Below are 24,590 nucleotides of genomic sequence, written 5' to 3'. Positions count from 1 at the left end.
GACGCCGCCCAACAGAAGGACGCCAGATGACAATCCAGCAACCTAAGATCGACACGTCTCCGAAGGTCTCGGACGAGATCCGGCAGACCACCTGTTACATGTGCGCCTGTCGATGTGGCATCAACGTGCACATGAAGGACGGCAAGGTCGCCTATATCGAGGGCAACCGAAACCACCCGGTGAACAAAGGCGTGTTGTGCGCCAAGGGTTCGGCAGGGATCATGCAGGTCAACGCCCCATCGCGGCTGAAGGCGCCGATGAAACGCGTCGGCCCCCGTGGTTCGGGTGAGTTCGAAGAAATCAGCTGGGACGAGGCGCTGGAAATCGCGGCAGGTTGGCTGGAGCCGATCCGCAAGGACAGCCCCGAAAAGCTGGCGTTCTTTACAGGGCGTGATCAGTCGCAATCTTTCACCAGCTTCTTTGCGCAGAACTTTGGCACGCCCAACTATGCGGCACACGGCGGTTTTTGCTCGGTCAACATGGCGGCGGGCGGCATCTATACCATGGGTGGTGCGTTCTGGGAATTTGGTCAACCCGACTGGGACCACACCAAGCTGTTCATGCTGTTTGGCGTCGCCGAAGATCACGATTCCAACCCTATCAAGATCGGTCTGGGCAAGATCAAAGCGCGCGGCGCGCGGGTGATAGGCGTCAACCCGATCCGCTCGGGTTATAACGCGATTGCCGACGACTGGGTCGGCATCACGCCCGGCACCGATGGTCTGTTCATCCTGTCGATGATCCACGTGCTGCTCAAGGCCGGTAAAATCGACCTTGATTACCTTAGCCGCTACACAAACGCGCCGGTTCTGATCAACGCAAGCGAAGGCCCCGAAAAAGGTCTGTTCCTGCGCGATGCAGACGACAAGCCGCTGGTCATCGACCGCGTAACAGGCGAACTGACCGCGTTCGACAAGCCAGGCGTCCGGCCCGACCTGTCCGCGACATACGAAACAGACGGCGTCACCCACCGCCCCGTGTTCCACGACATGGTCGAACGTTACATGTCGGACGAATATGCGCCCGAGGCCGTGGCTGATCGGTGTGGCATCCCGGCTCAGCGCATCCGTGCCATCGCCGGTGAACTGGCCCGCGTTGCGTTCGACGAAGCGTTCGAGCTCGACAAGGAATGGACCGACTTCCGCGGCGAAAAGCACACCAAGATGATTGGCCGCCCGGTCTCGATGCACTCGATGCGCGGTGTGTCTGCCCACGCCAACGGGTTCCAGACCTGCCGCGCGCTGCATGTGCTGCAGATCATTCTGGGCACCGTCGAAGTCCCCGGCGGTTTCCGTTTCAAGCCGCCATATCCCAAACCGGTAGAGGCGCACCCTGCACCGCACTCCAAAGTGACCCCTGACGCGCCGCTGGACGGCCCGCACTTGGGCTTTGTGCGTGGACCGGAAAACCTGGCGCTGAAAGAAGACGGCAGCCCGGCGCGGATCGACAAGGCGTTTACTTGGGAAAACCCGATGTCCAGCCACGGGCTGATGCATATGGTGATCTCGAACGCACATGCGGGTGATCCCTACAAGATCGACACGCTATTCATGTATATGGCGAACATGTCGTGGAACTCGTCCATGAACACCAAAGGTGTCATGGAGATGCTCACCGACAAGGATGAGAGCGGCGAATACGTCATCCCGCGCATCATCTATTCCGACGCCTACAGCTCGGAAATGGTGGCTTATTCCGACTTAATCCTGCCTGACACCACCTATCTGGAGCGTCACGATTGTATCTCGCTGCTGGATCGCCCGATCTGTGAAGCCGATGCAGCAGCAGACGCCATCCGCTGGCCGGTGATCGAACCTGACCGTGATGTGCGTGGCTTCCAGACCGCTCTGGTGCAGCTGGCCAACAAGATGAAACTGCCCGGTTTTACACACGAAGACGGCAGTGCCAAATGGCAGGATTACGCCGACTACATCGTCAACCACGAGCGTAAACCGGGCATTGGCCCGCTCGCAGGATTCCGTGGTGAAAACGGCGACAAAGAAGGCCGGGGCGAAGTGAACCCCGAGCAGCTGGATCGCTACATCGAGAATGGCGGCTTTTACGTGGCCCACATCCCGGATGGTGCGGATTACTATAAACCCTGGAACACGTCCTATCAGAACTGGGCTGTGGACATGGGTATCTATGACAGCCCGCAGCCCTATCTGTTCCAGCTGTATTCGGAACCAATGCGCAAATTCCAGCTGGCTGCCGAAGGTCATGGCGACCGCCAGCCGCCCGAACATCTGCGCGAGCGGATCAAGGAAAAGCTGGACCCGATGCCGATCTGGTACGAAACCGATCAGCAGGGCAACGAAGGTTTCACCGTCAACGCGCTGACACAGCGCCCCATGGCGATGTACCACTCGTGGGGCACCCAGAACGCCTGGCTGCGTCAGTTGCATGGCCGCAACCCGCTGTATGTCCCGACCAAGCTGATGCGCGAGCATGGCTTGCAGGACGGCGATTGGGCCAAAGTCACTTCGCCCCACGGCGAGATCACCGTCCCGGTGATGGAGATGGCGGCGCTGAACGACAACACCGTCTGGACCTGGAACGCCATCGGCAAACGTAAAGGCGCGTGGGCCTTGGAAGAAGACGCGCCCGAAGCGACCAAAGGCTTCCTGCTCAACCACCTGATCCACGAACTGTTGCCCGCCAAGGGTGACGGAATGCGGTGGGCAAACTCGGACCCCGTAACCGGTCAGGCCGCATGGTTCGACCTGAAGGTCAAAATCGAAAAGGCAGGCGCGCCCGAAGATTTGGCTGAAAGTCAGCCGGTCTTTGAACCGATCAAATCACCGGTGGGAACCGGTCCCAAGAACCTGGCGTGGAAGGTAGGCAAATAATGACCCAACTCCCCCAATCCACTGACCGCAAGATGGGTCTGGTGATCGACCTGGATACCTGTGTCGGCTGCCACGCCTGCGTGATCTCGTGCAAAGGCTGGAACACAGAAAACTACGGTGCTCCGCTATCGGATCAAGATGCCTACGGCTCGGACCCGTCGGGCACATTCCTGAACCGTGTCCACAGCTTTGAGGTGCAGCCCGAACAGGGCCACGCACAGCTGGTCCACTTCCCGAAATCCTGCTTGCACTGCGAGGACGCGCCCTGCGTCACCGTTTGCCCCACTGGGGCCAGCTACAAGCGAGTCGAGGACGGCATCGTTCTGGTCAACGAAAGCGACTGCATCGGCTGTGGCCTGTGTGCGTGGTCCTGCCCCTATGGCGCGCGCGAGTTGGACGTGACCGAAGGTGTGATGAAGAAATGCACCTTGTGCGTTGACCGGATCTACAACGAGAACCTCGAAGAGGTTGACCGTGTCCCGTCTTGTGTACGGACCTGCCCCGCCGGTGCTCGTCACTTTGGCGATCTGGGTGACCCTAACAGCGAAGTTTCGAAACTAGTCGATGAGCGTGGTGGCATGGACCTGATGCCCGAAATGGGCACCAAGCCCGTCAACAAATACCTGCCGCCCCGCCCCAAGGACACGATTGAAGAACAAATCGACATTCTCGCCCCCCTGCTGGCCCCCGTGGCCGAAGAGCCTCAGGGCTTCATGGGATGGCTGGACAAAGCCCTCGACAAACTCCCCGGAGGTAACGCCTGATGCATCCCGCACCTTCAGTTATCGTATTCACCACCCTGTCGGGCCTGGGCTTTGGCCTGCTGCTGTTCCTGGGCTTGGGATATCCTGACGTGACAGGTTGGGTCGCGTTTGTCTTCTTTGCCATCGCCTATGCATTGGCGGTTGGTGGCCTGATGGCGTCGACCTTTCACCTGGGTCACCCCGAGCGCGCAATGAAGGCATTCACACAGTGGCGCTCAAGCTGGCTCAGCCGTGAAGGATGGTGCGCGGTCATCGCGCTGCTGGTCATGGCACCTTACGGGGCCGGTCTGGTGTTCCTTGACACAAGCTACACTGCCTTGGGTCTGATCGGAGCACTGTTCAGCCTGCTGACAGTCTTTACCACCTCGATGATTTATACCCAGCTCAAGACCATCCCGCGCTGGAACATGAAGCTGACTCCGGCGATGTTCCTGTCATTCTCAATCGCAGGTGGCGCATTGCTGGCTGGCCAGGTTGATGCAGCCATGATCCTGCTGGCCATCGCTGCGCTGGTGCAACTCGCCTATTGGAAACAGGGCGACAGTGCGTTTGCCAACTCGGGCACCGATATGGGCACGGCAACGGGTCTGGGCTCGCGCGGTAAGGTCCGCGCCTTTGAACCGCCCCACACCGGCACCAACTATCTGCTGCGCGAGTTTGTGCATGTGGTCGGTCGCAAACACGCGGCCAAGCTGCGGGTGATTTCCTTCACTCTGGCCTTTGTACTCCCGATCCTGATCCTGCTGCTCTCGCCCCACCACTTTGGCGCGCTGATCGCGGTGCTGTCGCACCTGGCAGGTATCGCCACATCACGCTGGCTGTTCTTTGCTCAGGCCGAACACGTGGTCGGCCTTTACTACGGCAAACGATAAACTGCGCGGGGTTGGGGCAGGTTCCCCCGGCTTCACACAAAGAAAGCAGCGGCCCCCAAGATACAAGCACCCTCGCAGATTTCTGCGAGGGTGCTGCCATTTCAAAAGGCAAATGTGCGGACAAAGCCGCCGTTGCTCTGTCCAATGATAGAGCTTTCGATTCGCTCTGATAATGGTGGTCTATTTGGAAGCGCTGAGTTGCGCATCCAAGTCGGCAAATGAAGCCGCCCAGAATTCCGCAGCAAATGCCAATAGCTCTTGTTCGGCAACTTCCGATCGCACTCCATCAGCGTCAGTAGCAATACCAATGGTATAGCGCACTTCGGTACCGGTATCGGTCTCCATCAGATGGTACGTGTCTGGGAAGCTGATTTCTGGCCGCGCAGGGTGGAGCATTTGCGTCGAAAAATATTCAAAGGGTTCCCAGTAGGTGACCCGAAAGAAAAAATCGGACATTGCGTGTGCGCAATGGTAGCCGGACCCTGGGCCAAGACGTCCAAGCGGGTTTTCCATCCTGATATCAGTGACATCGGCTGTCCACTTCACCTTGTGTTCGGGAGCGACGATCGCTTCCCAAACAACTCCCTTTGGAGCGTCGAAATGGTATCGTATTGTCCAGATGCCGTCATCTTCTTCAAGGAAATCGCGTTCGCGGGTGGCACGCATCTTTTCCCATGATTTGGCCAAATCGTAGACCTTCATTTTGACTTCGCCAAAGTGCTCAAAGTCCTGCGAAAAAGGTTCCATTATGTCACTGATATTCATTGCTTGTGCGGCTGCTTCACTGAACAGGGCATAGCTGCCAATACCGGTACGTTCAGTGACGTCGGTCTTCGTCATTCTGTGCACCAAGATGACATCGGGGCCGGAAATGTCTTTGGTGGGGCCAAGTTGCATCTCATCGAACTTGCCATGATGGGCGATGATCTTGAGGTCCAGATTTCCGACATTGGCGCAGGCTTGGCATGGGCATGTCGTATTGGCGATTATGTCCTGCCGCCTCTGAGTAAACGCATTATAAATGGTCTCGCAGATGGTGAGAAACGTCTCACCAGACGGGAAGTCCTGACGCGTCGAATACGCCAAAACAGCGTCACCCTCGGTTTTCCAAAAGTTCAGCGGGTCACCAATTTGCTCGAGCAAAACACTCAGCAAGGATTGCAAGATGGGATTGGCATGATCCATTTCTGAGGAGGTCAGGAATTGAGTGTAGCCGGTGATATCAGCGATCAGCAGATATCCAGTGTGCGTCGACATTGTTGGACCTCCCGTATTGAAGTGAAAACGATAGAGAGCACTCAGAGTATGCGGAAACCATTCATACACAAGCAGAAATCGGTAGTTTGACGCATTGATTTAGAGCAGCGGCATCCGGCAGATTTGGGCTCAAACCGGTCATTGAGGTGTTGCTGATCGCGCACCCGCAAGCGCATGATCAGCAACCCTCTTGGTCAGAGGCTTACCCGCTTTGGCACCGCCCTTTTCGACGGCTGCCCGACTTTAGCCAATTAGATCAATCCTGCGTGCGCCATGGCCGCGTCGATGGCGGCTTTGGTGCTGTCTTCCAGACCAGTCAGCGGCGAGCGGACCTCTTCGCTGCACAGGCCCAGTTTCGACAGGCCGTATTTCGCACCGACAAGACCCGGCTCGATAAAGATCGCTTCGTGCAACGGCATCAGCTTGTCCTGATACTCCAGCGCTTTGGCATAATCGCCCGCAAGCGTCGCCTGCTGGAATTTAGCACACAGCTTAGGCGCCACATTTGCAGTGACCGAGATGCAGCCCACGCCACCATGTGCGTTGAACCCAAGCGCGGTCGCGTCTTCGCCCGACAACTGGCAGAAGTCCGCACCACATGAGCCGCGCTGCTGGCTGACTCGGGCGATGTCGCCCGTGGCATCCTTGACGCCAATGATGCGCGGTAGCTTGGCCAGCTCACCCATGGTGTCCGGGGTCATGTCTACCATCGAACGGCCCGGGATATTGTAGATGATGATCGGGATATCGGCGCAGTCATGTGCCACCGTGAAATGCGCGACCATGCCACGCTGTGTCGGTTTATTGTAATATGGCGTCACGACCAATGCAGCGTCCGCACCGACGCGGGCAGCAAATTCAACAAAGCGAATCGTCTCGACCGTGTTGTTCGACCCAGCACCGGCGATGACCGGCACGCGACCGGCTGCAGCTTTGACCACCTCGGCGATAACGGCTTCGTGCTCGTCATGGCTCAGGGTCGGGCTTTCGCCCGTGGTGCCCACGGGCACAAGGCCAGTCGAGCCTTCGCTGATATGCCATTCCACCAGGTGTTTGAGCCTATCCAGGTCCAACTCACCATTGAGGAACGGGGTGACGAGGGCTGGCATAGAGCCTGTGAACATTGGGATGCTCCCTGGTTGGCAATGCGGGCAGTGACCCGCCGAACTTGCATTCTTTCGGGATTGTGTGTTGATCCCGGCCGAACACGGCTTAACGTAACAGGCTCTAGCCTTGGTTGATTGGGAAATGCAAGTGATGACGCGCGTTCTGGCCGCTGTTGTGGCCCTAATTTTGCTTGGCGCTGCGATAGGGGGCTCTGCAGGTGCAGGACCGGCAGATGATCTGAAACTAGGTCTCAAGGAAATGCGGGCCGGAAATTGGAACGACGCACTGCGCGTTTCGGGCGGTCGTGGGTCGGTGCCGCGCGACATCATTGTGTGGCATTGGCTGCGTAAGGGATTTGGCACATCGGGCGATGTGCTGGTGTTTCTGGCCCGGCGGCCTGACTGGCCGGGGTTGGACTTTCTGCGCCGCAAGAGCGAGCCGTCGTTTACCAACGCCGACCCGGACCGGGTGCTGAAATTCTATGCCCAGATGCCCCCACAAACCGCCGAGGGCGCCCTAAACTACGCCGCGGCCTTGATGGCCACGGGCCAGCGGGGTGATGCCGAGGCGGAACTGGTCAAGGCCTGGCGCACGATGCCGATGGGCAGCGGGTTACAAAAGGACTACCTGGAAAACTTTGGCAAGTTGCTGAAACCACATCATGCTGCGCGTCTGGATCGGCTGATCTGGGACGAGCACATGATCAGCTCGAAACGTATGTTGTCTCTGGTCAGCGAAGGACAGCGCAAGCTGGCCGAGGCGCGGATCGCATTGTTCGAGATGGAGCCGGGAGTGGACACCAAGATCACCGCGATCCCCAAGTCCCTGTCGGACTCTCCAGGTCTGGCCTATCAACGATTTGTCTGGCGCGACCGTAAAGAGCTGGACGACAGTGCCGTAGACCTGATGCTGGAACGTTCCACCAGCCCTGAGGCTTTGGGTGAGCCAGACAAATGGGGTCCACGACGGCGCAGGTTGGCAAGGCTGGAAATGCGACAAGGCAACAATCAACGGGCTTACCGCGTTGCCGCACGCCATCACATGACACCCGAAATGGGCTACGCCTATGCCGATCTGGAATGGTTGGCAGGCTTTATTGCCCTACGCAAATTGGGCGATCCAGCCACTGCCGTGCGCCATTTCGAGCGGTTCGAGGCAGCGATTGCGTCACCGATTTCCAAAGGTCGCGGTGGATACTGGCGCGGCCGCGCTTATGCTGAACTGGGGGATGTGGACAAAGCGCAAGAGGCTTATGCCTCGGGCGCGAACTATCAGACGTCGTTTTATGGGCTGCTGGCTGCCGAGCAAATCGGTCGTGGGTTCGATCCCGATCTGGCAAATCCGCCAGAGAACCCGCCGTGGCGAGAGGCTACATTCATGAAGTCGAGCGTTCTTGAGGCGTCGCTTCTCTTCCTGAGCGCAGGTGAAACCAATCTGGCAGAGCGTTTCTTGACTCATCTGGTCGAGGACCTGCCAGCCGAGCAAGCCGCGCAACTGGGGGATATGGTGATCGACATGGGCCAACCCCACCTTGCAGTGATGGTTGCAAAACGCGCCGCGCGCCAAGGCGTTGTAATCCCATCTGCTTATTACCCATTGCACCCGGTTGCGAGCAAAGAACTGCCCATGGCCAAGGAAATGACGCTCGCCATCGCGCGTCGCGAGAGTGAATTTGATCATGTGGTCATCAGCGGTGCAGGGGCGCGCGGATTGATGCAGGTTATGCCTGCAACGGCCAAGCTGGTGGCGACGGATCTTGGCTTGCTTGGTGGTCACAAAACCGATCGACTAACACGGGATTGGGAATACAATGCCAAGCTCGGCGCCAACTATCTGGCGGGTCTGGCAGGTGATTTTGTCGGTAACGTTGTGATGATGTCTGCCGGCTACAACGCAGGTCCCCGCCGACCTATTTCGTGGATGGAGCGTTTTGGTGATCCTCGCACGGGCACGCCGGACATGGTCGACTGGATCGAACACATCCCCTTCAACGAAACTCGGAATTACGTCATGCGCGTGACTGAAAGCCTGCCGGTTTACCGCGCCCGACTGGGGAAAGAGGCTCTACCGATCCCCTTCTCAAAAGAGCTGTCAGGCTCGACTTTGCGCGCGTTCGCGCCACAGAGTGAATAGACCTGCCGAGATAATCAGCGCCGTGCCAATGACCACGGCATCGCGCAGGGTCTCGCCAAAGATTGTAATGCCCACGATCGCAGTCCACATCAGGTGAAAATAGGCGAAAGGCTGTACCGCGCTGGCCTCGGCCATCTCGTAGCATTTGATCAACAACCAGTGGCCAGTAACCCCTGACACGCACAGCATCGCCATCCAGCCCCAATCGGCAGGTGCCATCGGTTCCCAAAACCACAAACCAATCGCGGTCATCATCACGGCGCCAGAGATACCAGTCCAGAAGAACGACGTTGCAGTGTTGTCTTTGCGCGCCGCGTAGCGGGTTAGCAAACCATAAAGCGCAAACATCAGGGCCGAGATCAACGGGATGATCGCTGCCGGGTTGAACACGCCCACGCCCGGTTGCAAGATGATCAGAACCCCGATGCACCCCACTCCGATCGCGGCCCACCGACGCCAGCCGACCTTTTCACCCAGCACTGGCCCGCTGAGTGCGGCAACCAAGAGCGGATAGCTGATAAACACCGCCTGGCTTTCGATCAATCCAAGGATAGTGAAGGCATAGACCGCGACACAGATCTCACCGGCTAGCAGCATTCCACGAAAAATTTGCAGCACAGGCTGTTCGGTATGCGCGGCCTCGCGCAGTCCCCCAGGCGCGCGCGCGGCCAGAGCAATAACAAAGGCCGCAAAAAACCAATAGCGGATCATAACGACCATGTAGGTGTTGTAGGTGCCCGCCAGATGCCGCGACATGCCATCCTGCAAGGCAAAGACCACGGTCGCGCCCACCATCAGGGCAATGCCCGCAGGAATGTTGTTCTTTTGCGTCAATCCAAAACCGCCCGTGTCATATGCCGTTTGCGTCCGTATCCGGGGGTGCGCGTGACGGTGAAGCCCGCTGCGTCAAGCCCACGGCGCACGAAACCTGCTGCGGTATATGTGGCAGCCGTACCGCCCGGTGCTGTGTGGTTTGCGACATGAGCCATCAAATCCGACTCCCACAGTTCGGGATTTTTGGCGGGCGAAAACCCGTCCAGGAACCAGGCATCTGCCGCGCCCTTCCAATTTGCGAGCGTCTGGCGTGCATCCCCTTGAATGACGTGCACTTGCAACGTACCCAAATCGCAGGTCTTGCCGTTCCAGTGCGCCAGAAACCGTGCCGACCAATCCGACAGTTCGGGAAAGGCCTGCAGCGCGCGGGACATGTCGGCCGGGTCCATCGGATAGGCTTCAAAACTGGTGAAGTGCAGGGGGGTCGTCTGCCCTGACCGTTCCCATTCCGCCCAAACAGTCAGCATGTTCAGACCGGTGCCAAATCCCAGCTCGGCAATGCGAAATCCGGGGGCAAATCGTGTGGGCAGATCGTTACCCGCCAGAAAGACATGACGCGTCTCCTCCAACCCGTTCTGGAGCGAAAAATAGGGGTCATCGAACCGGTCTGAGACGGGAATGGTGTCGTCTGCCCAACTCAGTTCCGCGCGCTGGTCAGTCATGGCATTATCCCCTAAAGGCTGGTGAAACAGCGCGACACTGACGAAGGCGGCACAGATTGGCAATGGCAGATGTGACGATACGCGGGGCCGGTATCTTTGGCCTGTCTATTGCGTGGACCTGCGCACAGCGCGGCGCAAAAGTGCAAGTAATTGATCCTTATGGCGCAGGTGCCGGGTCCAGCGGTGGATTGGTTGGGGCTTTGGCTCCGCACGTGCCCGAGAACTGGAACGCCAAGAAGGCGTTTCAATTCGACAGTCTGATCATGGCTGAGGCGTTCTGGTTTCGGGTTGAGCAGGTGGGAGGCGTTTCTTCAGGGTATGGGCGATTGGGGCGACTGCAGCCAATTGCCGACACGCGCACATTGGAATTGGCGCACAAGCGCGCTGAAACTGCCAAGGATTTGTGGCAAGGCAAGGCCGATTGGAGTGTGAAACCGGTGTCAGAGATGGGGGGATGGTGCCCCCCCAGTCTGACAGGATTTGTCATCCACGACACACTAAGCGCCCGAATGCACCCACGCCTGGCTTGTGCGGCTTTGGTCGCGGCGTTGCAAACAATGGGTGTTCAGGTTGTGGCAAGCGGCGAGGATCGCGGCCAGGTGGTGCATGCCACCGGAGTGGCTGGATTGTTGGAACTGTCCGAGGCAATGGGAAAAACAGTTGGCAACGGCGTAAAGGGGCAAGCCGCATTGCTGCGGTTTGACGCCGGAGAAGTCCCGCAACTCTATGCAGATTCGCTGCATTTCATTCCACATGCGAACGGAACACTGGCGATCGGGTCGACGTCAGAGAGAGAGTATGACGCCCCGGATACCACGGACAAACAGCTGGATGATGTACTGGACCGCGCCATTCGCGCTCTGCCTTTGTTGCATGGGGCAGAGGTCATTGAACGTTGGGCCGGGGTTCGACCCCGAACCAAAAGCCGTGCACCGATGCTGGGCGAACATCCGCTCTATCCGAGACAGTTCATCGCCAACGGTGGTTTTAAAATTGGGTTTGGCATGGCCCCAAAAATCGCAGAGGTGATGGCGGATCTGATGCTGGAAGGGCGCGATGAAATCCCTGATGAATTCCGCTCAGAGAAAAGCTTGTGAAGACCTTAGTGTTTCGAGATGGCAGCACCAGATTCAGAGGTGCTCCCGCCCGTCGTTGACGGTCCATGCGGACCGCCGCCTCCGGTTGGGCCTGGCCGCGCTTCGCGCGGCGGTTGGCGCATGAAAAGACCTTAGCCGCGCTTTCGCGATTTAGGTTTCATTCAGCCACCGCCACCGCCTGCATGCAAAGTCGCCCGTCCGAGCCACGCGCCCAAAGATCATTGCCGTTTCGACAAAACTCTGCCTGCTCGAAATGCATCAATGGGGATGACGCACGGAACGAAAATTCTGCCAATGGTCCGATCACTTCGGTTGCGAGCAACATCAGTTTCTGTGCCAGCAGCGGCCCATGCACCACGAGACCCGAATATCCTTCAACTTCACGGGCATAGTCCAGATCATAGTGGATCCGGTGCCCATTGAAAGTTAACGCTGAGTAACGAAACAGGAACGTTGAATCGAAGCTGGCCTTTTGCATGTCGGTCTCGTCCGTGCGCGCTTGGGGCGCGGTCGACTTGGGCGCATCATTGCTGGGGTCTTCGCGATAGACCAGATCCTGCCACTCGCTCAGACACAGAGCTCCGTTTTGCCAGATGTCATGGCGCAGAGTGACAAATGCCAACGGTCCTGTACGCCCCTTCTTCGATGTCTTGCTTTCCAGAGTCGAACGGCGCTCGGCCGCCACCCCGGCCCGCAAAGGAGCCGAAAATGTCAAACGACCTCCGGCCCACATCCGGCGCGGCAATCCCATGTCGGGGATCAGCCCACCGCCAACCTGCGGATGGCCATCACGCCCAAGTTCGTTGGGCGGGCGCGGGGTCCAGAAATAGAGCTGATGAAAAAACGGAGGCAAGGGTGTTTCAGCCTCGATCGAAGGGTCTTGCCCCAAAGCGATCTGGAACGCCAGCGCGCGGGCAGGGTCCATTCTGTCGTTTTGGATTTCGGGCTGGTCAGCTAGTGTCATAGCGGGCACCTTACGCGGATCACCACAAAGGACAATGCATGCCCTCTGTCACCTCGCTCGATCATCTGGTTCTGACCGTTGCCGACATCCCCGCAACAGTTGCGTTTTATACCGATGTGTTGGGACTTTTGGTCGAAGAGTTTCATCCAGCTGATGGCTCTACTCGAACGGCGCTCAAGTTTGGGCGGCAGAAGATTAATCTCCACTCCGCTAAACGCCCTTTTGATCCAAAGGCGCGGCATCCTTTACCAGGGTCAGCCGATCTTTGCTTTCTGACGGACCATACGATCAATGAATGGACCCAACACTTGTTCCAGCTAGAGGTTCCAATCGAAGATGGTCCCGTCGATCGCACCGGAGCAAGTAGCCCGATTATGTCTGTCTACATTCGCGATCCCGACGGCAACCTGATTGAGATTGGAGTCAAACCCTAGGCCTTTAGGCGCATTGATGTCTTGCACGCCCGGTTTCAGTAGTTGCTTGTCATACTGTAAGGGCCACTATGCTTGTTGAAGCAGAGCCCCAACCAGTTGCCGAACAAGAGTGCTGACAGACAGCTGTCAGGAGCGGTGTCGTATTTCCGGCCTACAAAAGTCGGAGGGGCGTGTGACACAGCAAATTTCTATTCAACGCAGCACCGGAGTTGGATTGGTGGTGGTCTCGGCCATCGTATTCAGTGCAGCGGGAATTTTCACCAAGGGGGTATCGGCGGGCGCATGGGAAATCTTGTTTTGGCGAGGACTTGCGGCTGCTGGATTTACGCTGTGCTATCTGGCCGTGCGCGGGATATTGCGGGAAGAGGTCCGTGTCTTTCGTGGCCCATCTGTGGCGGTGGCCGTCCTGGGGGCAGCAGGCACGGCAGCCTTTATCCCAGCATTCAAGCTAAGCTCGGTCGCTAATGTGTCGATGATCTATGCTGCGTCGCCATTCCTGGCCGCAGCACTGGCGTGGATCTTCATCGGCGAACGGCCCGGATTGAAAACCCTGATCGCCAGTGCAGTGACCTGTGGCGGTGTGGCGGTGATCTTCTGGGGCTCGGGCGTCAGCGGTCATCTGACGGGCGATTTGTTGGCCCTTTGGATGACTCTGATGATGGCTGGTATAATGGTGATCTACCGGATTTGGCCGGACACGCCCGCAGGGTTTCCGGCTGCAATGTCGTCGCTGTTTCTTGTCCCACTTGGCGCGAACTTTGGCGATCCATTATCCGTTCCCCTGTCAGAGATTGGTATTGCCCTGGTCTTTGGTCTGTTTTTTGCAGTCGCGTCGGTCACATTAGCCGAAGGCGCGCGGCGCCTGCCGCCTGCGCAAACTGCGCTGATTTCCACTCTCGAGATGCCACTGGCGCCACTGCTGGCCTGGGTTTTTCTGGCCGAAGTTCCGGCGGTGCAGACAGCGATTGGCGGGGTCGTAGTCTGCGTGGCTGTCCTGTGGTCACAGCGAGAAGCGGCCTAAAGCTCCTTGCGAGCTTGCATGGCGGCGGTGATTGTTCCGTCGTCCAGGTAATCCAGCTCGCCACCGATGGGTACGCCTTGGGCCAAAGATGTCAGGCGTACACGGCCATAAAGCAGGTCGGCGATGTAATGGGCGGTGGTCTGGCCGTCGATCGTGGCGTTCAGCGCCAGGATCACCTCGGTTATGTTTTCGCCGGTGACTCGGTCGATCAGACGGGGGATGCGTAGTTCTTCAGGTCCGATGGCGTCGAGCGCCGACAGCGTACCACCCAGAACATGATAGCGACCGCGAAACACGCCCGAGCGTTCCATCGCCCAAAGGTCGGCCACATCTTCGACGACACATAACTCGCCCGTAGCGCGTTTTTCCGAGACGCAGATTTCGCAGATGTCGGTTGTGCCAACATTGCCGCAGTTCAGGCATTCGCGCGCGGTGGCGGCGACTGTTTGGATCGTGTCGGCCAGCGGGGTCAGCAACAGAGCGCGTTTGCGGATCAAGTGCAGCACTGCGCGACGGGCCGAGCGTGGGCCAAGCCCGGGAAGCTTGGCCATCAATTCGATCAGGTTGTCGATGTCTGAATTGCTCATGTGCCCGTGCCCGTTGTTTTGTGTCAGTCTAGGGCGTCAGGCGCATCAGGTCGAGGGCGCGGGCGCCCTCGTACCTCATTCACAGGTCGACTTAAAACGGCAGTTTGACGTCCTTGGGCAGGCCCATGCTTTCGGTCAGCTTGGTCATCTCTTCCTGCGCTTTGTCGGCGGCTTTGGTCTGCGCGTCCTTGATGGCGGCCAGGATTAGGTCTTCGACCACTTCTTTGTCGTCGCCGTTAAAGATCGACGGATCGATGTCCAAGCCTTTGAGCTCGCCTTTGGCCGAAGCGGTTGCCTTGACCAGACCCGCGCCGGATTCGCCGACGACCATGACGTTGTGCAGTTCGTCCTGCATGTCTGTCATCTTGGTCTGTAGTTCCTGCGCCGATTTCATCATCTTGGCCATGTCGCCCAGGCCACCAAGTCCTTTGAGCATGTCGTGTCTCCTAGCAAATGCGTTGAGGCGTAGATACGGGCCGTCCCCTTTGTGTGCAAGGGTTGCGGGCTCGAGAACTCTGGTTGTTCAGATTGAGATGACTAGTGGAAACCCTGATGGTCATTCGTCGTCGAACGGATCCCATTCATCTTCGACCTCAGGCAGGGCTTCGGTTTCAACCTTGGCGGCCAAGTCTTCGGGTGTTTGGATGTTGGTGATCTTGGCTTTGGGGAATTCGGCAAAAATGGCCTGAACCAATGGGTGCGCCTCTGCTTCGTTGCGCAAGGCATTCTCGGCCGCATCTCGCAATTCGGCGATCGTGGGTGCATCACCGTCTGAAACAACCGACACGGCCCAACGGTTGCCGGTCCAGGATTGCAGTCTGCTGCCCAGTCGGGCGGCCAGATCACGGGGTGCATCCTCGGAAGGGGTGAGCTCGATCCGTCCGGGTTGATAGGCCACCAGCCGCACGCCAGTTTCGACGTCCACCAGCAGCTTTACATCGCGCCGCGTGCGGATCAACTCCACCACGTGTTCAAATGTCGGATACCGCGCCAATGCCGTCGCCGTGTCCTGCGCAAGCGCCGTCGCCGTTCCGCCGCCACCTGTGCCGATTGGGGCCGAGGTGTAGGCCGACGTTGCGCTCTGGCTTGCCACAGGTGCACCGTTCCCTGGTGCAGGCATTCCGCCGCCTGGGTTCGGCGACGGCGGAGGTGGTGTGTCCTGCAACCTGCGGATCAATTCTTCCGGGCTGGGCAGATCAGCCACATGGGTCAGACGGATCACCGCCATCTCGGCGGCCATCATGGCGTTGGGGGCGGCTGCTACCTCTTCCAGAGCTTTCAGTAACATCTGCCATATCCGCGTCAGCACGCGCATTGGCAAGGCTTCGGCCATCTGTGCGCCACGGGTGCGCTCATCGGGTGAGATCGTGGGGTCTTCGGCTGCATCTGGAGTAATCTTGACCACAGAAACCCAATGCGTGATTTCCGCCAGATCGCGTAGCACGGCCAGAGGATCAGCACCTTCGGCGTACTGCGCACTGAGTTCCGTCAACGCGCCTGCAGCATCGCCACGCAAGATCATATCCATCAGGTCCAATACGCGGCCCCGGTCCGCCAGACCCAGCATGGCGCGGACCTGATCAGCGGTGGTCTCGCCCGCGCCGTGGCTGATCGCCTGATCCAGCAATGATGTGGCGTCGCGCGCCGACCCTTCGGCGGCTCGGGTGATCAAGGCCAATGCATCGTCCGTGATCTCGGCGTTTTCTGCCCCGGCAATCTTGCGCATCAGCGCGATCATGTCTTCGGGCTCGATCCGGCGTAAATCAAATCTCTGGCAACGTGACAGAACCGTCACCGGAACCTTGCGGATTTCAGTGGTCGCGAAGATGAATTTCACATGCGCGGGCGGCTCTTCAAGCGTTTTCAGTAACGCATTGAAGGCGCTGGTCGACAGCATGTGCACTTCGTCGATGATGTAGATCTTGTAGCGGGCCGAAGCAGCTCGATAGCGTACCGAGTCAATGATTTCACGGATGTCGCCGACACCAGTGCGGCTGGCGGCGTCCATTTCCATGACGTCGACATGGCGACCTTCCATGATGGCCACGCAATGCTCGCACTGGCCGCAAGGTTCGGTTGTCGGCTGCCCCTGACCATCCGGCCCGATGCAGTTCATGCCCTTGGCGATGATTCGCGCGGTCGTGGTCTTACCCGTGCCGCGAATGCCAGTCATGACAAAGGCCTGGGCGATCCGGTCCGCTTCAAACGCGTTCTTCAGCGTCCGCACCATTGCGTCCTGTCCGACGAGGTCGGCAAAGGTTTCAGGGCGGTATTTACGGGCCAGAACCTGATAAGGGGTGGGGGCTGTGTCGGTCATATCTGCTCTGCCGGATTCGTCATGAAGCCGTAGCGTAGTTGCCGCAGCCATCGGCGTCCACAGCCACCGTGCGCGAATTTCGTTTGGAATTGGTCGGGCTGGCTGTACAAGTTTTGGAATTGCATCTGTTGGCTGTACGTTTGAGCCTGTTGAATTCCTTGGGGGAAGTCATGTCGGAAATGGTGATCTACGCGTTGCAGGTCGGCGGCGGCACCTTGGCGATTTCCCCACTGCCGGGCCGGTATGGCGACTATGGGACGGATCTGGATCTGATCGCTTCCTGGGCGCCAGGAATTGTGCTGTCGATGACGACAGAGGTCGAGATGTTGCAGCACGGCGCCCGTAACTTCGGCGCGGATATTCAGGGGCGGGCCTGCCGTTGGGTGCACCTGCCGATTGATGATTTTGGAGTGCCTGGACAGGATGTTCTGGAGCAATGGCCTGATGCAAGCGCATCAGCGCGGCAAGCGCTGTCCGGTGGTGGGCGCGTTCTGGTTCACTGCAAAGGAGGCTGCGGGCGGTCAGGCATGATTGCGCTGCGTCTGATGATTGAATGTGGAGAGAAGCCGCGCGACGCCCTGGCGCGCCTTCGTTCGGTGCGGCCCTGCGCGGTTGAAACGGACGAGCAGCTGCAATGGGCATCAACCGGCCGCATGGTGCGTGTGCTGGAGTAGAGCGCCCTGTCGACGGTATCTTCCGCAGTTCTTGGCCCAGAAGGGGTCGAGCCTCACGCCAAACTCGTAGCGCTCCCGCACCCGAGCGATCCTGACTGCGTCAGCCTCGCTAACGGCTTTGGGCCGGGCGCCTTGCCTTCGGCTCGGCGCGGTTCCGCTTGGGGCATTTGGTTTGCCACAATCGCCAACCGCCGAGCGCAGCGAGGCTGGGCCCAACGGGAGGAGATGTTTCGTCAGAAACATCGACGACGGGCGGGAGCTCTTCCGGGATCGGAGTTTTTTATCAGAAGGTTGCGTATTGCTCTAACGGTTGATGCACTGTCACAGGTTCAGCTTCGACAATCGCGCATGGGCGTTCGAACCTCGTCGAGGTCAGGGGATGCGGGTGCGGATCAAACAAGGCATCCGCAAAGCGATTCAAGTCTTCTGTCTCGGCCTCGGGTGTCACACCACAGAAAATGCGGATTCGGTCGTGGCTGGCTTCGAACTTGGCCGGGCACTCCATCGGACAATGATTGAGCACGCTGTTGCCTGCGATCTCAAAATCATCCGAGGTCACGGGTTTTGACGCCTCCATGGCTTGCGACAGTTTTTCGGCCATGCGTTGAACTGCCGGGCAGGTTTTGCCTGTGTGCTGGCACACTGTTGCCGTGAACAGGTGAGTGTTGGTCTTCCAGATCATGTTGCGCCCTCCGCGCGGAACAGGGCATGTGACCGGAAAAGGTGGCAGAACGCCATCGATTCGGCCCGGACACCCCGTCCGAGTTCGAGTTTCAGTTCCGATGGCAGGTCTCCTGACTTGCGGGTCATCGCTTGGCCGACCTTCCCAACCTTGCGGTCAGTGGTGTTTCGGCTTCGCTCTCCGCTCACAGTTGCGGGGGCAGTCACGGACTTGGCCCCGGATTGGGCCGCACCGTATTCCCTTTTCATCCCGATCGCGCATGCGCGACTCGGGAACCATCACGAAATGGCTAACGGTTTGGCAGGGTACGCGTCAATTGGTTTTGGTCGCAAACAACCGATCAGGTAACTTGCGTAGCTCGTCTGAGCTTTGGCGGGCTCGAGCCAATTGCCAGCCGCCCTGCAGCAGGATGAACAGCGTGTCAGCTGTCTCGCGCGGATCGGGTTCCCCCAACTGGGCTGCATGATGTGTGACCTCGGTGATCCAGCCTTCGTACAGGTGGTGGGCATGCTGGCGAAAATCCGTGTTGCCGGGGCCTTCAAACAGCGTCGCCGAGATCGGGCACCCGTCCCATTGGCCGGATTTGTCGAACATTTTGGCAGCCTTGTGGCACAAGGTCCGGGTGCCAGCCTCGAAGTCCTTGGCCGGTTCGAACGAGGCTGCGATCATCCGCAGCATTTCGTCCGAAGCCCAGGTCGCCGCTGCCACTGCCAGGTCGGACTTTCCGTTCGGAAAATGATGGTAAAGCGATCCCTTGGGGGCATCTGCTGCGCTCAGCAGTTCCGATAGGCCAACTCCATGATAGCCGCTGCGCCGAAACAGATCGGCAGCAGCCCGGATCAGGCGATCTTTGGTTGGAAGCGGACGTTCGGTCATGTGAGGGAGATATTGACATCTCTAGACCAAATGGTCCAGTGACGTGACTAGACTGATCGGTCCAGATGCCGGAGTCGTGTCGGAGGATGCATTATGTTGGACAGCCAAGCTGTTGTCGAAGTCGAAGAGTTTCACTTTCCTGCAGGTCCAGCCGAGCTATCGGCGGTCCTGTACCGACCAGCTGGCAAACCGTTGGCCGCCGTTGTTTTGAACGGAGCGACGGGCGTGCCGCGCGACTACTATCGTCATTTCGCGCGGTGGTTGGTCGAAGAACGCGGCATGGCCTGCCTGACGTATGACTACCGCGATTTTGGCACCTCGCTGAAAGGGTGGTTGCAGGACTCGTCAGTCACCATGTCGGATTGGGCTCTGATCGACATGCCCGCGGCGCGGGCCGAGATGAAGCACCGTTTTCCGGATGTCCCCTTGTGGGTCATCGGTCATTCCGTGGGTGGCATGTTGATGCCATCCCAAGACGGGATCGAGGAAGTGGATCGGATGATCGGCGTCTGTTCAGGCCTTGTGCATCACACGGATCACGATTGGCCCTATCAGGGGCTGGCGCGGTTGTTCTGGTTTGGCCATGTCCCATTGCTGGTGAAGGCGCTCGGGTATTTGCCGGGTAAGATCACGGGCTTCGGTGCCGACCTGCCACCGCAGGTTTATTGGCAGTGGCGCAAATGGTGCACGTCGCCACGCAGCTACTTGCCAGAAGCTGGCTTGACCATTCCGACGCCTGATTGGGGCCGCAGCGGCGCACCGGTGACGATGATTGCGCTAAGCGATGACGATACCATTCCACCCAAATGTGTGTGGAAATTGTCTGAACTCTACGGTGAAGGGGTTGAGACAAGAACGCTGTCACCTTCGGATTACGGGTTGAAAGAGGTCGGCCACTTGGGGGCGTTTGCTCGCCGCAGCAGTGCAATGTGGCCAGATTTGGTTCCGGCGGTGTAATTCGGGCGCATCCGGTGCGGGACGCGCTCGTAACAGTCAGCGGCCCTTGCGCCCCTTCGTGTCCTTCATGACCGACCGGACCATTTTGCCAAAGGCCTTGTCGCGCGCTCGGGCTTGGGCCACGGTTTCCGAATTCATCCGGTCTTCGCGCAGCAGCTTTTGCCACCGCTGCAGACGGTCGGGATTCAGTTCATCGGCCTCGATTGCCGCTTGAATGGCGCAGCCGGGTTCAGACCCATGCGCGCAATCCGAAAAGCGACAGTCTTGGGCCAGCGCAACGAGATCCGAGAAGACCTCGTCAATGCCATCCGTGTTGTCGAGCATGCGCAAGGCCCGCATGCCTGGCGTGTCGATCAGCCAGCCGCCGTTTGTCATGCAGCGCAGGGCGCGGGCGGTTGTGGTGTGCCGCCCTTTTGCATCATCCTCTCGAATGCCTGCCGTAATGTCGGTTGTTTGCGTCAGTCCGTTGGTGAGGGTGGTTTTGCCCACACCAGACGATCCCACCAGTGCCGCCGTTTGACCGCGTGGGCACCAAGTCAGAACGTGCCGCAGATCATCCGCGTTATGGGCATTCACCGCCAAAACCGTCAGAAACGGTTCCATCGCCTCTGCCTGCCGCACATAATCCTGCGGATCATCACAGGCGTCCGCTTTGGTCAAGACAATAACCGGATAACACCCGGCCTGATGGGCAAGGGCCAGATAGCGTTCCAGCCGCGCGACGCTGAAATCCGCGTTGCAAGAGCTGGTGATGAGCAGCACGTCAACATTGGCCGCGATCAGCTGCGATTGCGCACCGCTGCCTGCTGCGCGGCGCGAAAGCAGGCTTTTGCGATCCAAAGTCTGGTCGATCAAACCATCTGGGTTCGCGCCGACCCAATCTCCGACCGCAAAACTCCCGGTCGGTTGACCCGAGCGAGGGAGCAGAATGCGTTCGCCAACGGGCGATAGGCCCATCAGCCGGTCGCGATGAACAGCGGTGATGCGAAACATGTGATCAGATTCAGGTGCGGCTACTTGTGCCGCAAAGTGGTTGGACCATCCCAGGTCCGAATAGCTGTAAGACATTGGTCTACCTGTTGCAGAATGCAAACATACCACAGTGGCGGCCAAGCGCGCGACTGCGTCAGTGGGTCAGGCAAAAACGGAAAGCCTTAGTTCAGACGTTCTCTGCCCGAGGGGATGCAACTACAATCATAAAGTCCCTCCTAGGGCTAAGCGGTCAAACTAACGATCCATCACTGGATCAAGTGAGAGGCTGGACATCGACCCAAGCGGGGCTCGTTGTGGCTGCTTCCTTCCGGACCTGACCAGGTTGGCGAGGCGCTCGCCCGCGCCAACCTCTCACCGCCGATATAGGATCTGGCGCGGGAAATGACAAGCCATCCGTCACAAGTTGATGGACAGCTGCAAAAAGCCGTCTTCGTTCAATCCCAGATCTGTGACGCGGCCTGGGGGTAATTCGGTCAGGTGGGCTCGCGCGGCGGGGCCGGTAACTTCCAGAACTTGCGTGTCCGGGGCGGTGGAAAGCTGCCAGCAAGGTTCCGCGATTTGGGGTTCTGGTGACATGGTGCCCGACACATAGTCGCGGACCAGTTGTTGAATACGATGTGCGAGCACCGGAATTGGTTCGGCGTCTTTCAAAGCTGTGAAGTTGCCGCCACCATTGGCGCGGTAGTTCGGCAAGGCGACTGCAAACCTTTGATCGTCTTCCACCAAGGTGCCGGCGTGGCACAGGTTACAAATCCGAACGTGGGCGGGGTTCACTACATCTCCGGTAAGGTCAAACCGGGCAGGGGCGGTAATGTCGATCTCGTAGGTCAATCCGTGTATGACATCGAAGTTATGTCCGGGGTGCTCTCGGTTTCGCAATAACATGCCCGAGGTGCCTGGGGTGACTTGATTGAACACGCTGGCTGACATTTCCAGCCAATCGCGAATCTGGCGGCCCGTTGCAATCACTGCGCTGAGTTCGTTGGGAAAGACGTGCAGATCTGCGACGTTGCGCATCGAAATAGTACCGGCCGGTACGTCAGTGTACCGGCGGGGGCCGGACCGGCCTCCGAATTTGGACGGCGCGGCAGCCGAGAGCAGCGGCAGGCCTCTGATTTCCTGGGATGTTAGATTGGCGCGCAAGGCCGCAGCCTGCGCAGCTGCCACCAATGCCAGCCCGTGATCTGGCGCAAAGAACGTGAAATAGCTGTGCAGGGCGCGGTCAACTCGGCCAACCGGTTCTTGCATTGCGTCGCGGGTTTGAATGTGAGGTGGATGGAACAGTTGCACCAGCTCAGGGTCTTCGTTTGCGAGCGAGATGACTTGCCCCGTGTTCGCTGGTCGGGAAATCGGCCTCAGGGTGCTTTGCGCCGAATTGATGGCCCAACCGCCCTGTCCATCGGAGGTCACACATAGATCGATCTGCCCCAAGTGGGAACCGGCCGAACCTGGCATCACTGCGGGTTTGCCGTGGATGCGTCCGGTGTCTGCTTCGACCCCGACCAACCCCTGGTGTGCCGTGCCGGGTAGATGCAAATGCGTGTGCCCCGCGATCACGGCGTCCACGTCCGCCATTTGACCCAATGGGATGGCTGCGTTTTCCGCCATTTTGTCATCGGGGCCTGCGCTCAGGCCGGTGTGGGCCAATGCAATTACCAGGTCGCACCCCGCCTGTCTCAAATTGCGTGCAGTGTCCGACGCAGTGTCGACAATATCCGAAATGTACACCCGATCGCTAAGGTGGTGTGTATCCCAATCCAGTGTCTGTGGCGGCAAAACAGACAAAACTCCGATTCGGATAGGGTAGACCTTGTTTTCGATGGTCACAGACCGCTCAAGGATCACGCTCGACTGCCAGCCAAGATTTGTGTCCGTGGTGGCGTGCACATTCGAACAGACCACCCGACACGGTGCGCTGGATAACACGCGGTTGAGCGCTTTGAGGCCAAAATTGAAATCATGATTCCCCAGGCCGATGGCGTCGTAGTTCAACACTTGGAATGCGGCCATCAGGGGATGGCGCCGTGAAGTGTCCCGCACGGCAAGATCACCGAACGGGGTACCCTGCATGCTGTCACCGTTGTCAAAGAGCAGCACCAGTGCTCTTTCAGCTTCGCGTCGAGCGTTTCGGATCAGCGTTGCGATGCGCGTTAGTCCGACAGACGGATCTGGCCGGTCTGCATAGTAGTCGAAGCTGCCCAGGTTCATATGCAGATCGCTGGTTGCCAGAATGCGCACCTGCGCCGACTGACCCGCAGGACAAGTATCGCTTTGTGTCGGTTGTGAAGTCTGGTTTGGAGTCATTCAGTTCGGCGCCGAATATTTTCGCGTTAAAGTTGTTGCGAGTAGCAGAGCACAGAAATCTAAATCAATCACAAGAACTTAAGTGTCTTCAATTTGTGTCAGATGTGATCCCAATTTGCGTCAACGTTCATCCCGTGGACCATATTCAGTCAAGCGGGTTGTGATGAACGCTCAACGGTATATGAAGTTCTGATTGAGGAAATGGGGGGCGCAAAAATGAAGCGGGCAGAGCAAGTTACGTTTGGGGGTTCGGGGTTGAACCGGGCCGCTCACATCCGAAATGATGCAGTCGCCTTGACGGAAGTCAGCCAACACAGCGACGCCGCATGCATCCTGTTGTGGCGCGGCAAGGTGATGGTTCACGGCGAGCGGCTGGATCGGCTCTCGTGGGTTACGATGGCCCATCCGATTTTGAAAGCTGGGTATCAAACTGCCGCCGAAGAAATAATCTTTCTGGGCTTCGAGGACGACGGCGCCCCATGTTTCGCGCTCGATATCTCGGGCTGGGAGCCTGTAGGTCAGGACATCAGCACCGTTGGTGGTTTTGTGGATCGGACCGAGCAGCACCATCCGGATTGCCCGCCGGGGCACGTCTTTGCTGAACTTCGTCGGATCATGACACGATTGTCGCCGCGTGACGCGGAATTGGCAGCATCAGCCAAGGCCGTGATCGGTTGGCATGAAACGCATCAGTTCTGCGCCCGCTGCGGCGCGCCAAGTGAAATTGTGCAGGCTGGGTGGCAGCGATCCTGTGACGCCTGCGGGGCGCAGCATTTCCCGCGCACGGACCCGGTCGTGATCATGTTGATCACTTACGGGGATTCGGTGTTGATGGGCCGCTCGCCGGGATGGCCCGAGGGAATGTACTCGTTGTTGGCCGGTTTTGTAGAACCTGGTGAAACGCTAGAGGCCGCCGTGCGCCGCGAAGTCATGGAAGAGGCGGGCGTGAAGGTTGGTCAGGTCGACTATCTTTCCAGCCAGCCTTGGCCGTTCCCGGCGTCGCTGATGTTTGGATGCGCGGGTGAGGCTTTGTCACAAGAGATCAACATTGATCCGGTCGAGATTGAAGACGCGATTTGGGTCACACGTCAGGACATGATGCTGGCCTTTGCAGGGGAACACCCTAAGATTCTGCCAGCCCGCAAAGGAGCGATTGCGCACTTCCTTTTGGAAAACTGGCTTGCGGATACGCTGGATTAAGACGAC

The 24,590-nt window shown here is 58.6% G+C and carries 22 protein-coding genes, 1 other RNA gene and 1 riboswitch; of the genes, 10 read left to right on the top strand and 13 right to left on the bottom strand.

All coding sequences use genetic code 11. From position 1 onward, the window contains the following. The first annotated feature begins 26 nt into the window (after positions 1–26). The 3 genes from G6R15_RS13265 to G6R15_RS13255 are packed head-to-tail and all read left to right on the top strand — an operon-like array spanning position 27 to position 4,485. Entirely contained in the window at positions 27–2,849 is a 2,823-nt protein-coding gene (locus tag G6R15_RS13265; protein ID WP_164660384.1) for a molybdopterin oxidoreductase family protein, read from the top strand. Continuing rightward, positions 2,849–3,613, top strand: coding sequence for a 4Fe-4S dicluster domain-containing protein (locus tag G6R15_RS13260; RefSeq protein WP_164660381.1), 765 nt, complete (start codon positions 2,849–2,851; stop codon positions 3,611–3,613). The genes G6R15_RS13265 and G6R15_RS13260 overlap by 1 nt, the downstream gene beginning before the upstream one ends. Next, positions 3,613–4,485: a DmsC/YnfH family molybdoenzyme membrane anchor subunit gene (locus tag G6R15_RS13255; RefSeq protein WP_164660379.1), complete on the top strand. Its 873-nt coding sequence runs from the start codon at positions 3,613–3,615 to the stop codon at positions 4,483–4,485. The genes G6R15_RS13260 and G6R15_RS13255 overlap by 1 nt, the downstream gene beginning before the upstream one ends. A 180-nt stretch (positions 4,486–4,665) precedes the next feature. Here G6R15_RS13255 and G6R15_RS13250 read toward each other — a convergent pair whose 3' ends face one another. Beyond that, entirely contained in the window at positions 4,666–5,742 is a 1,077-nt protein-coding gene (locus tag G6R15_RS13250; RefSeq protein WP_164660377.1) for a DUF2652 domain-containing protein, read from the bottom strand. Positions 5,743–5,993: 251 nt separating this feature from the next. Next, positions 5,994–6,866, bottom strand: coding sequence for a 4-hydroxy-tetrahydrodipicolinate synthase (gene dapA, locus G6R15_RS13245; protein ID WP_164660375.1), 873 nt, complete (start codon positions 6,864–6,866; stop codon positions 5,994–5,996). Positions 6,867–6,999: 133 nt separating this feature from the next. Between dapA and G6R15_RS13240 the strand changes: the two genes are divergently transcribed. After that, on the top strand, positions 7,000–8,982 hold the full coding sequence (locus tag G6R15_RS13240) for a lytic transglycosylase domain-containing protein (protein WP_164660373.1): 1,983 nt from the start codon (positions 7,000–7,002) through the stop codon (positions 8,980–8,982). On the opposite strand, the gene G6R15_RS13235 is transcribed toward G6R15_RS13240, so the two are convergent. Together G6R15_RS13235 and mnmD are read right to left on the bottom strand one after the other, a co-directional pair. Beyond that, the gene (locus G6R15_RS13235; protein ID WP_164660901.1) at positions 8,941–9,777 is read right to left on the bottom strand and encodes a DMT family transporter; all 837 of its coding nucleotides are present in this window, start codon (positions 9,775–9,777) and stop codon (positions 8,941–8,943) included. The genes G6R15_RS13240 and G6R15_RS13235 overlap by 42 nt on opposite strands. A 35-nt stretch (positions 9,778–9,812) precedes the next feature. Further along, positions 9,813–10,478, bottom strand: coding sequence for a tRNA (5-methylaminomethyl-2-thiouridine)(34)-methyltransferase MnmD (gene mnmD, locus G6R15_RS13230; RefSeq protein ID WP_164660371.1), 666 nt, complete (start codon positions 10,476–10,478; stop codon positions 9,813–9,815). A 62-nt stretch (positions 10,479–10,540) separates the two neighbouring features. On the opposite strand from mnmD, the gene G6R15_RS13225 reads away from it, so the two are divergent. Next, positions 10,541–11,575 carry an FAD-binding oxidoreductase gene (locus G6R15_RS13225; RefSeq protein WP_164660900.1) on the top strand — a complete coding sequence of 345 codons (1,035 nt, stop codon included), beginning with the start codon at positions 10,541–10,543 and terminating at the stop codon, positions 11,573–11,575. Positions 11,576–11,732: 157 nt separating this feature from the next. On the opposite strand, the gene G6R15_RS13220 is transcribed toward G6R15_RS13225, so the two are convergent. Beyond that, on the bottom strand, positions 11,733–12,539 hold the full coding sequence (locus G6R15_RS13220) for a MaoC family dehydratase N-terminal domain-containing protein (RefSeq protein ID WP_164660369.1): 807 nt from the start codon (positions 12,537–12,539) through the stop codon (positions 11,733–11,735). A gap of 38 nt (positions 12,540–12,577) precedes the next feature. Here G6R15_RS13220 and G6R15_RS13215 point away from each other — a divergent pair, with 38 nt between their 5' ends. Both G6R15_RS13215 and G6R15_RS13210 read left to right on the top strand, forming a co-directional pair. After that, positions 12,578–12,973 (top strand): VOC family protein, encoded by a 396-nt coding sequence (locus G6R15_RS13215; RefSeq protein ID WP_164660366.1) that lies wholly within the window; start codon positions 12,578–12,580, stop codon positions 12,971–12,973. Positions 12,974–13,145: 172 nt separating this feature from the next. Continuing rightward, a complete protein-coding gene (locus G6R15_RS13210) occupies positions 13,146–13,994 on the top strand; it encodes a DMT family transporter (protein WP_164660364.1) in 849 nt (282 codons plus the stop codon). On the opposite strand, the gene recR is transcribed toward G6R15_RS13210, so the two are convergent. The 3 genes from recR to G6R15_RS13195 form a co-directional block, all read right to left on the bottom strand. Further along, positions 13,991–14,581, bottom strand: coding sequence for a recombination mediator RecR (recR, locus tag G6R15_RS13205; protein WP_164660362.1), 591 nt, complete (start codon positions 14,579–14,581; stop codon positions 13,991–13,993). The two genes, G6R15_RS13210 and recR, sit on opposite strands and share 4 nt — an antisense overlap. Before the next feature lie 91 nt (positions 14,582–14,672). Next, on the bottom strand, positions 14,673–15,017 hold the full coding sequence (locus tag G6R15_RS13200) for a YbaB/EbfC family nucleoid-associated protein (protein WP_164660360.1): 345 nt from the start codon (positions 15,015–15,017) through the stop codon (positions 14,673–14,675). A gap of 120 nt (positions 15,018–15,137) precedes the next feature. Beyond that, on the bottom strand, positions 15,138–16,949 hold the full coding sequence (locus G6R15_RS13195; RefSeq protein WP_164660359.1) for a DNA polymerase III subunit gamma/tau: 1,812 nt from the start codon (positions 16,947–16,949) through the stop codon (positions 15,138–15,140). On the opposite strand from G6R15_RS13195, the gene G6R15_RS13190 reads away from it, so the two are divergent. Beyond that, entirely contained in the window at positions 16,937–17,572 is a 636-nt protein-coding gene (locus G6R15_RS13190; protein ID WP_373456014.1) for a protein-tyrosine phosphatase family protein, read from the top strand. The genes G6R15_RS13195 and G6R15_RS13190 overlap by 13 nt on opposite strands. 283 nt (positions 17,573–17,855) lie before the next feature. Here the strand turns inward: G6R15_RS13190 and G6R15_RS13185 are convergent, their stop codons facing one another. After that, positions 17,856–18,254, bottom strand: coding sequence for a hypothetical protein (locus G6R15_RS13185; RefSeq protein WP_240336760.1), 399 nt, complete (start codon positions 18,252–18,254; stop codon positions 17,856–17,858). A gap of 84 nt (positions 18,255–18,338) precedes the next feature. After that, positions 18,339–18,549, bottom strand: a riboswitch (cobalamin riboswitch). A gap of 17 nt (positions 18,550–18,566) precedes the next feature. Beyond that, complete coding sequence (locus G6R15_RS13180) at positions 18,567–19,130, bottom strand: TetR/AcrR family transcriptional regulator (protein WP_164660357.1); 564 nt, start codon at positions 19,128–19,130, stop codon at positions 18,567–18,569. Positions 19,131–19,223: 93 nt separating this feature from the next. Between G6R15_RS13180 and G6R15_RS13175 the strand changes: the two genes are divergently transcribed. Beyond that, entirely contained in the window at positions 19,224–20,087 is an 864-nt protein-coding gene (locus G6R15_RS13175; protein WP_164660355.1) for an alpha/beta fold hydrolase, read from the top strand. Between the two features lie 36 nt (positions 20,088–20,123). On the opposite strand, the gene rsgA is transcribed toward G6R15_RS13175, so the two are convergent. The 3 genes from rsgA to G6R15_RS13160 form a co-directional block, all read right to left on the bottom strand. Further along, positions 20,124–21,155, bottom strand: a complete 1,032-nt coding sequence (gene rsgA / locus G6R15_RS13170; RefSeq protein WP_164660353.1) for a ribosome small subunit-dependent GTPase A — start codon at positions 21,153–21,155, stop codon at positions 20,124–20,126. 180 nt (positions 21,156–21,335) lie between these two features. Beyond that, positions 21,336–21,434, bottom strand: an RNA gene (ffs, locus tag G6R15_RS13165) — signal recognition particle sRNA small type. Between the two features lie 42 nt (positions 21,435–21,476). After that, positions 21,477–23,384, bottom strand: coding sequence for a bifunctional 2',3'-cyclic-nucleotide 2'-phosphodiesterase/3'-nucleotidase (locus G6R15_RS13160; protein WP_164660349.1), 1,908 nt, complete (start codon positions 23,382–23,384; stop codon positions 21,477–21,479). Between the two features lie 216 nt (positions 23,385–23,600). Between G6R15_RS13160 and nudC the strand changes: the two genes are divergently transcribed. Continuing rightward, the gene (gene nudC / locus G6R15_RS13155) at positions 23,601–24,584 is read left to right on the top strand and encodes an NAD(+) diphosphatase (RefSeq protein ID WP_164660348.1); all 984 of its coding nucleotides are present in this window, start codon (positions 23,601–23,603) and stop codon (positions 24,582–24,584) included. Positions 24,585–24,590: the final 6 nt, after the last annotated feature.

Origin of the sequence: Tropicibacter sp. Alg240-R139 (assembly GCF_900537075.1) — a bacterium.
Classification (GTDB): domain Bacteria; phylum Pseudomonadota; class Alphaproteobacteria; order Rhodobacterales; family Rhodobacteraceae; genus Falsiruegeria.
This window is presented reverse-complemented; position numbering and strand designations above follow the sequence as displayed.

Coding starts and splice junctions, on each gene's coding strand:
- G6R15_RS13265 (WP_164660384.1), top strand. CDS start 27: ATGACAATCCAGCAACCTAAGATCGACACGTCTCCGAAGGTCTCGGAC.
- G6R15_RS13260 (WP_164660381.1), top strand. CDS start 2,849: ATGACCCAACTCCCCCAATCCACTGACCGCAAGATGGGTCTGGTGATC.
- G6R15_RS13255 (WP_164660379.1), top strand. CDS start 3,613: ATGCATCCCGCACCTTCAGTTATCGTATTCACCACCCTGTCGGGCCTG.
- G6R15_RS13250 (WP_164660377.1), bottom strand. CDS start 5,742: ATGTCGACGCACACTGGATATCTGCTGATCGCTGATATCACCGGCTAC.
- dapA (WP_164660375.1), bottom strand. CDS start 6,866: ATGTTCACAGGCTCTATGCCAGCCCTCGTCACCCCGTTCCTCAATGGT.
- G6R15_RS13240 (WP_164660373.1), top strand. CDS start 7,000: ATGACGCGCGTTCTGGCCGCTGTTGTGGCCCTAATTTTGCTTGGCGCT.
- G6R15_RS13235 (WP_164660901.1), bottom strand. CDS start 9,777: ATGGTGGGCGCGACCGTGGTCTTTGCCTTGCAGGATGGCATGTCGCGG.
- mnmD (WP_164660371.1), bottom strand. CDS start 10,478: ATGACTGACCAGCGCGCGGAACTGAGTTGGGCAGACGACACCATTCCC.
- G6R15_RS13225 (WP_164660900.1), top strand. CDS start 10,541: ATGGCAGATGTGACGATACGCGGGGCCGGTATCTTTGGCCTGTCTATT.
- G6R15_RS13220 (WP_164660369.1), bottom strand. CDS start 12,539: ATGACACTAGCTGACCAGCCCGAAATCCAAAACGACAGAATGGACCCT.
- G6R15_RS13215 (WP_164660366.1), top strand. CDS start 12,578: ATGCCCTCTGTCACCTCGCTCGATCATCTGGTTCTGACCGTTGCCGAC.
- recR (WP_164660362.1), bottom strand. CDS start 14,581: ATGAGCAATTCAGACATCGACAACCTGATCGAATTGATGGCCAAGCTT.
- G6R15_RS13200 (WP_164660360.1), bottom strand. CDS start 15,017: ATGCTCAAAGGACTTGGTGGCCTGGGCGACATGGCCAAGATGATGAAA.
- G6R15_RS13195 (WP_164660359.1), bottom strand. CDS start 16,949: ATGGCTGCGGCAACTACGCTACGGCTTCATGACGAATCCGGCAGAGCA.
- G6R15_RS13185 (WP_240336760.1), bottom strand. CDS start 18,254: ATGATCTGGAAGACCAACACTCACCTGTTCACGGCAACAGTGTGCCAG.
- G6R15_RS13180 (WP_164660357.1), bottom strand. CDS start 19,130: ATGACCGAACGTCCGCTTCCAACCAAAGATCGCCTGATCCGGGCTGCT.
- G6R15_RS13175 (WP_164660355.1), top strand. CDS start 19,224: ATGTTGGACAGCCAAGCTGTTGTCGAAGTCGAAGAGTTTCACTTTCCT.
- rsgA (WP_164660353.1), bottom strand. CDS start 21,155: ATGTCTTACAGCTATTCGGACCTGGGATGGTCCAACCACTTTGCGGCA.
- G6R15_RS13160 (WP_164660349.1), bottom strand. CDS start 23,384: ATGACTCCAAACCAGACTTCACAACCGACACAAAGCGATACTTGTCCT.
- nudC (WP_164660348.1), top strand. CDS start 23,601: ATGAAGCGGGCAGAGCAAGTTACGTTTGGGGGTTCGGGGTTGAACCGG.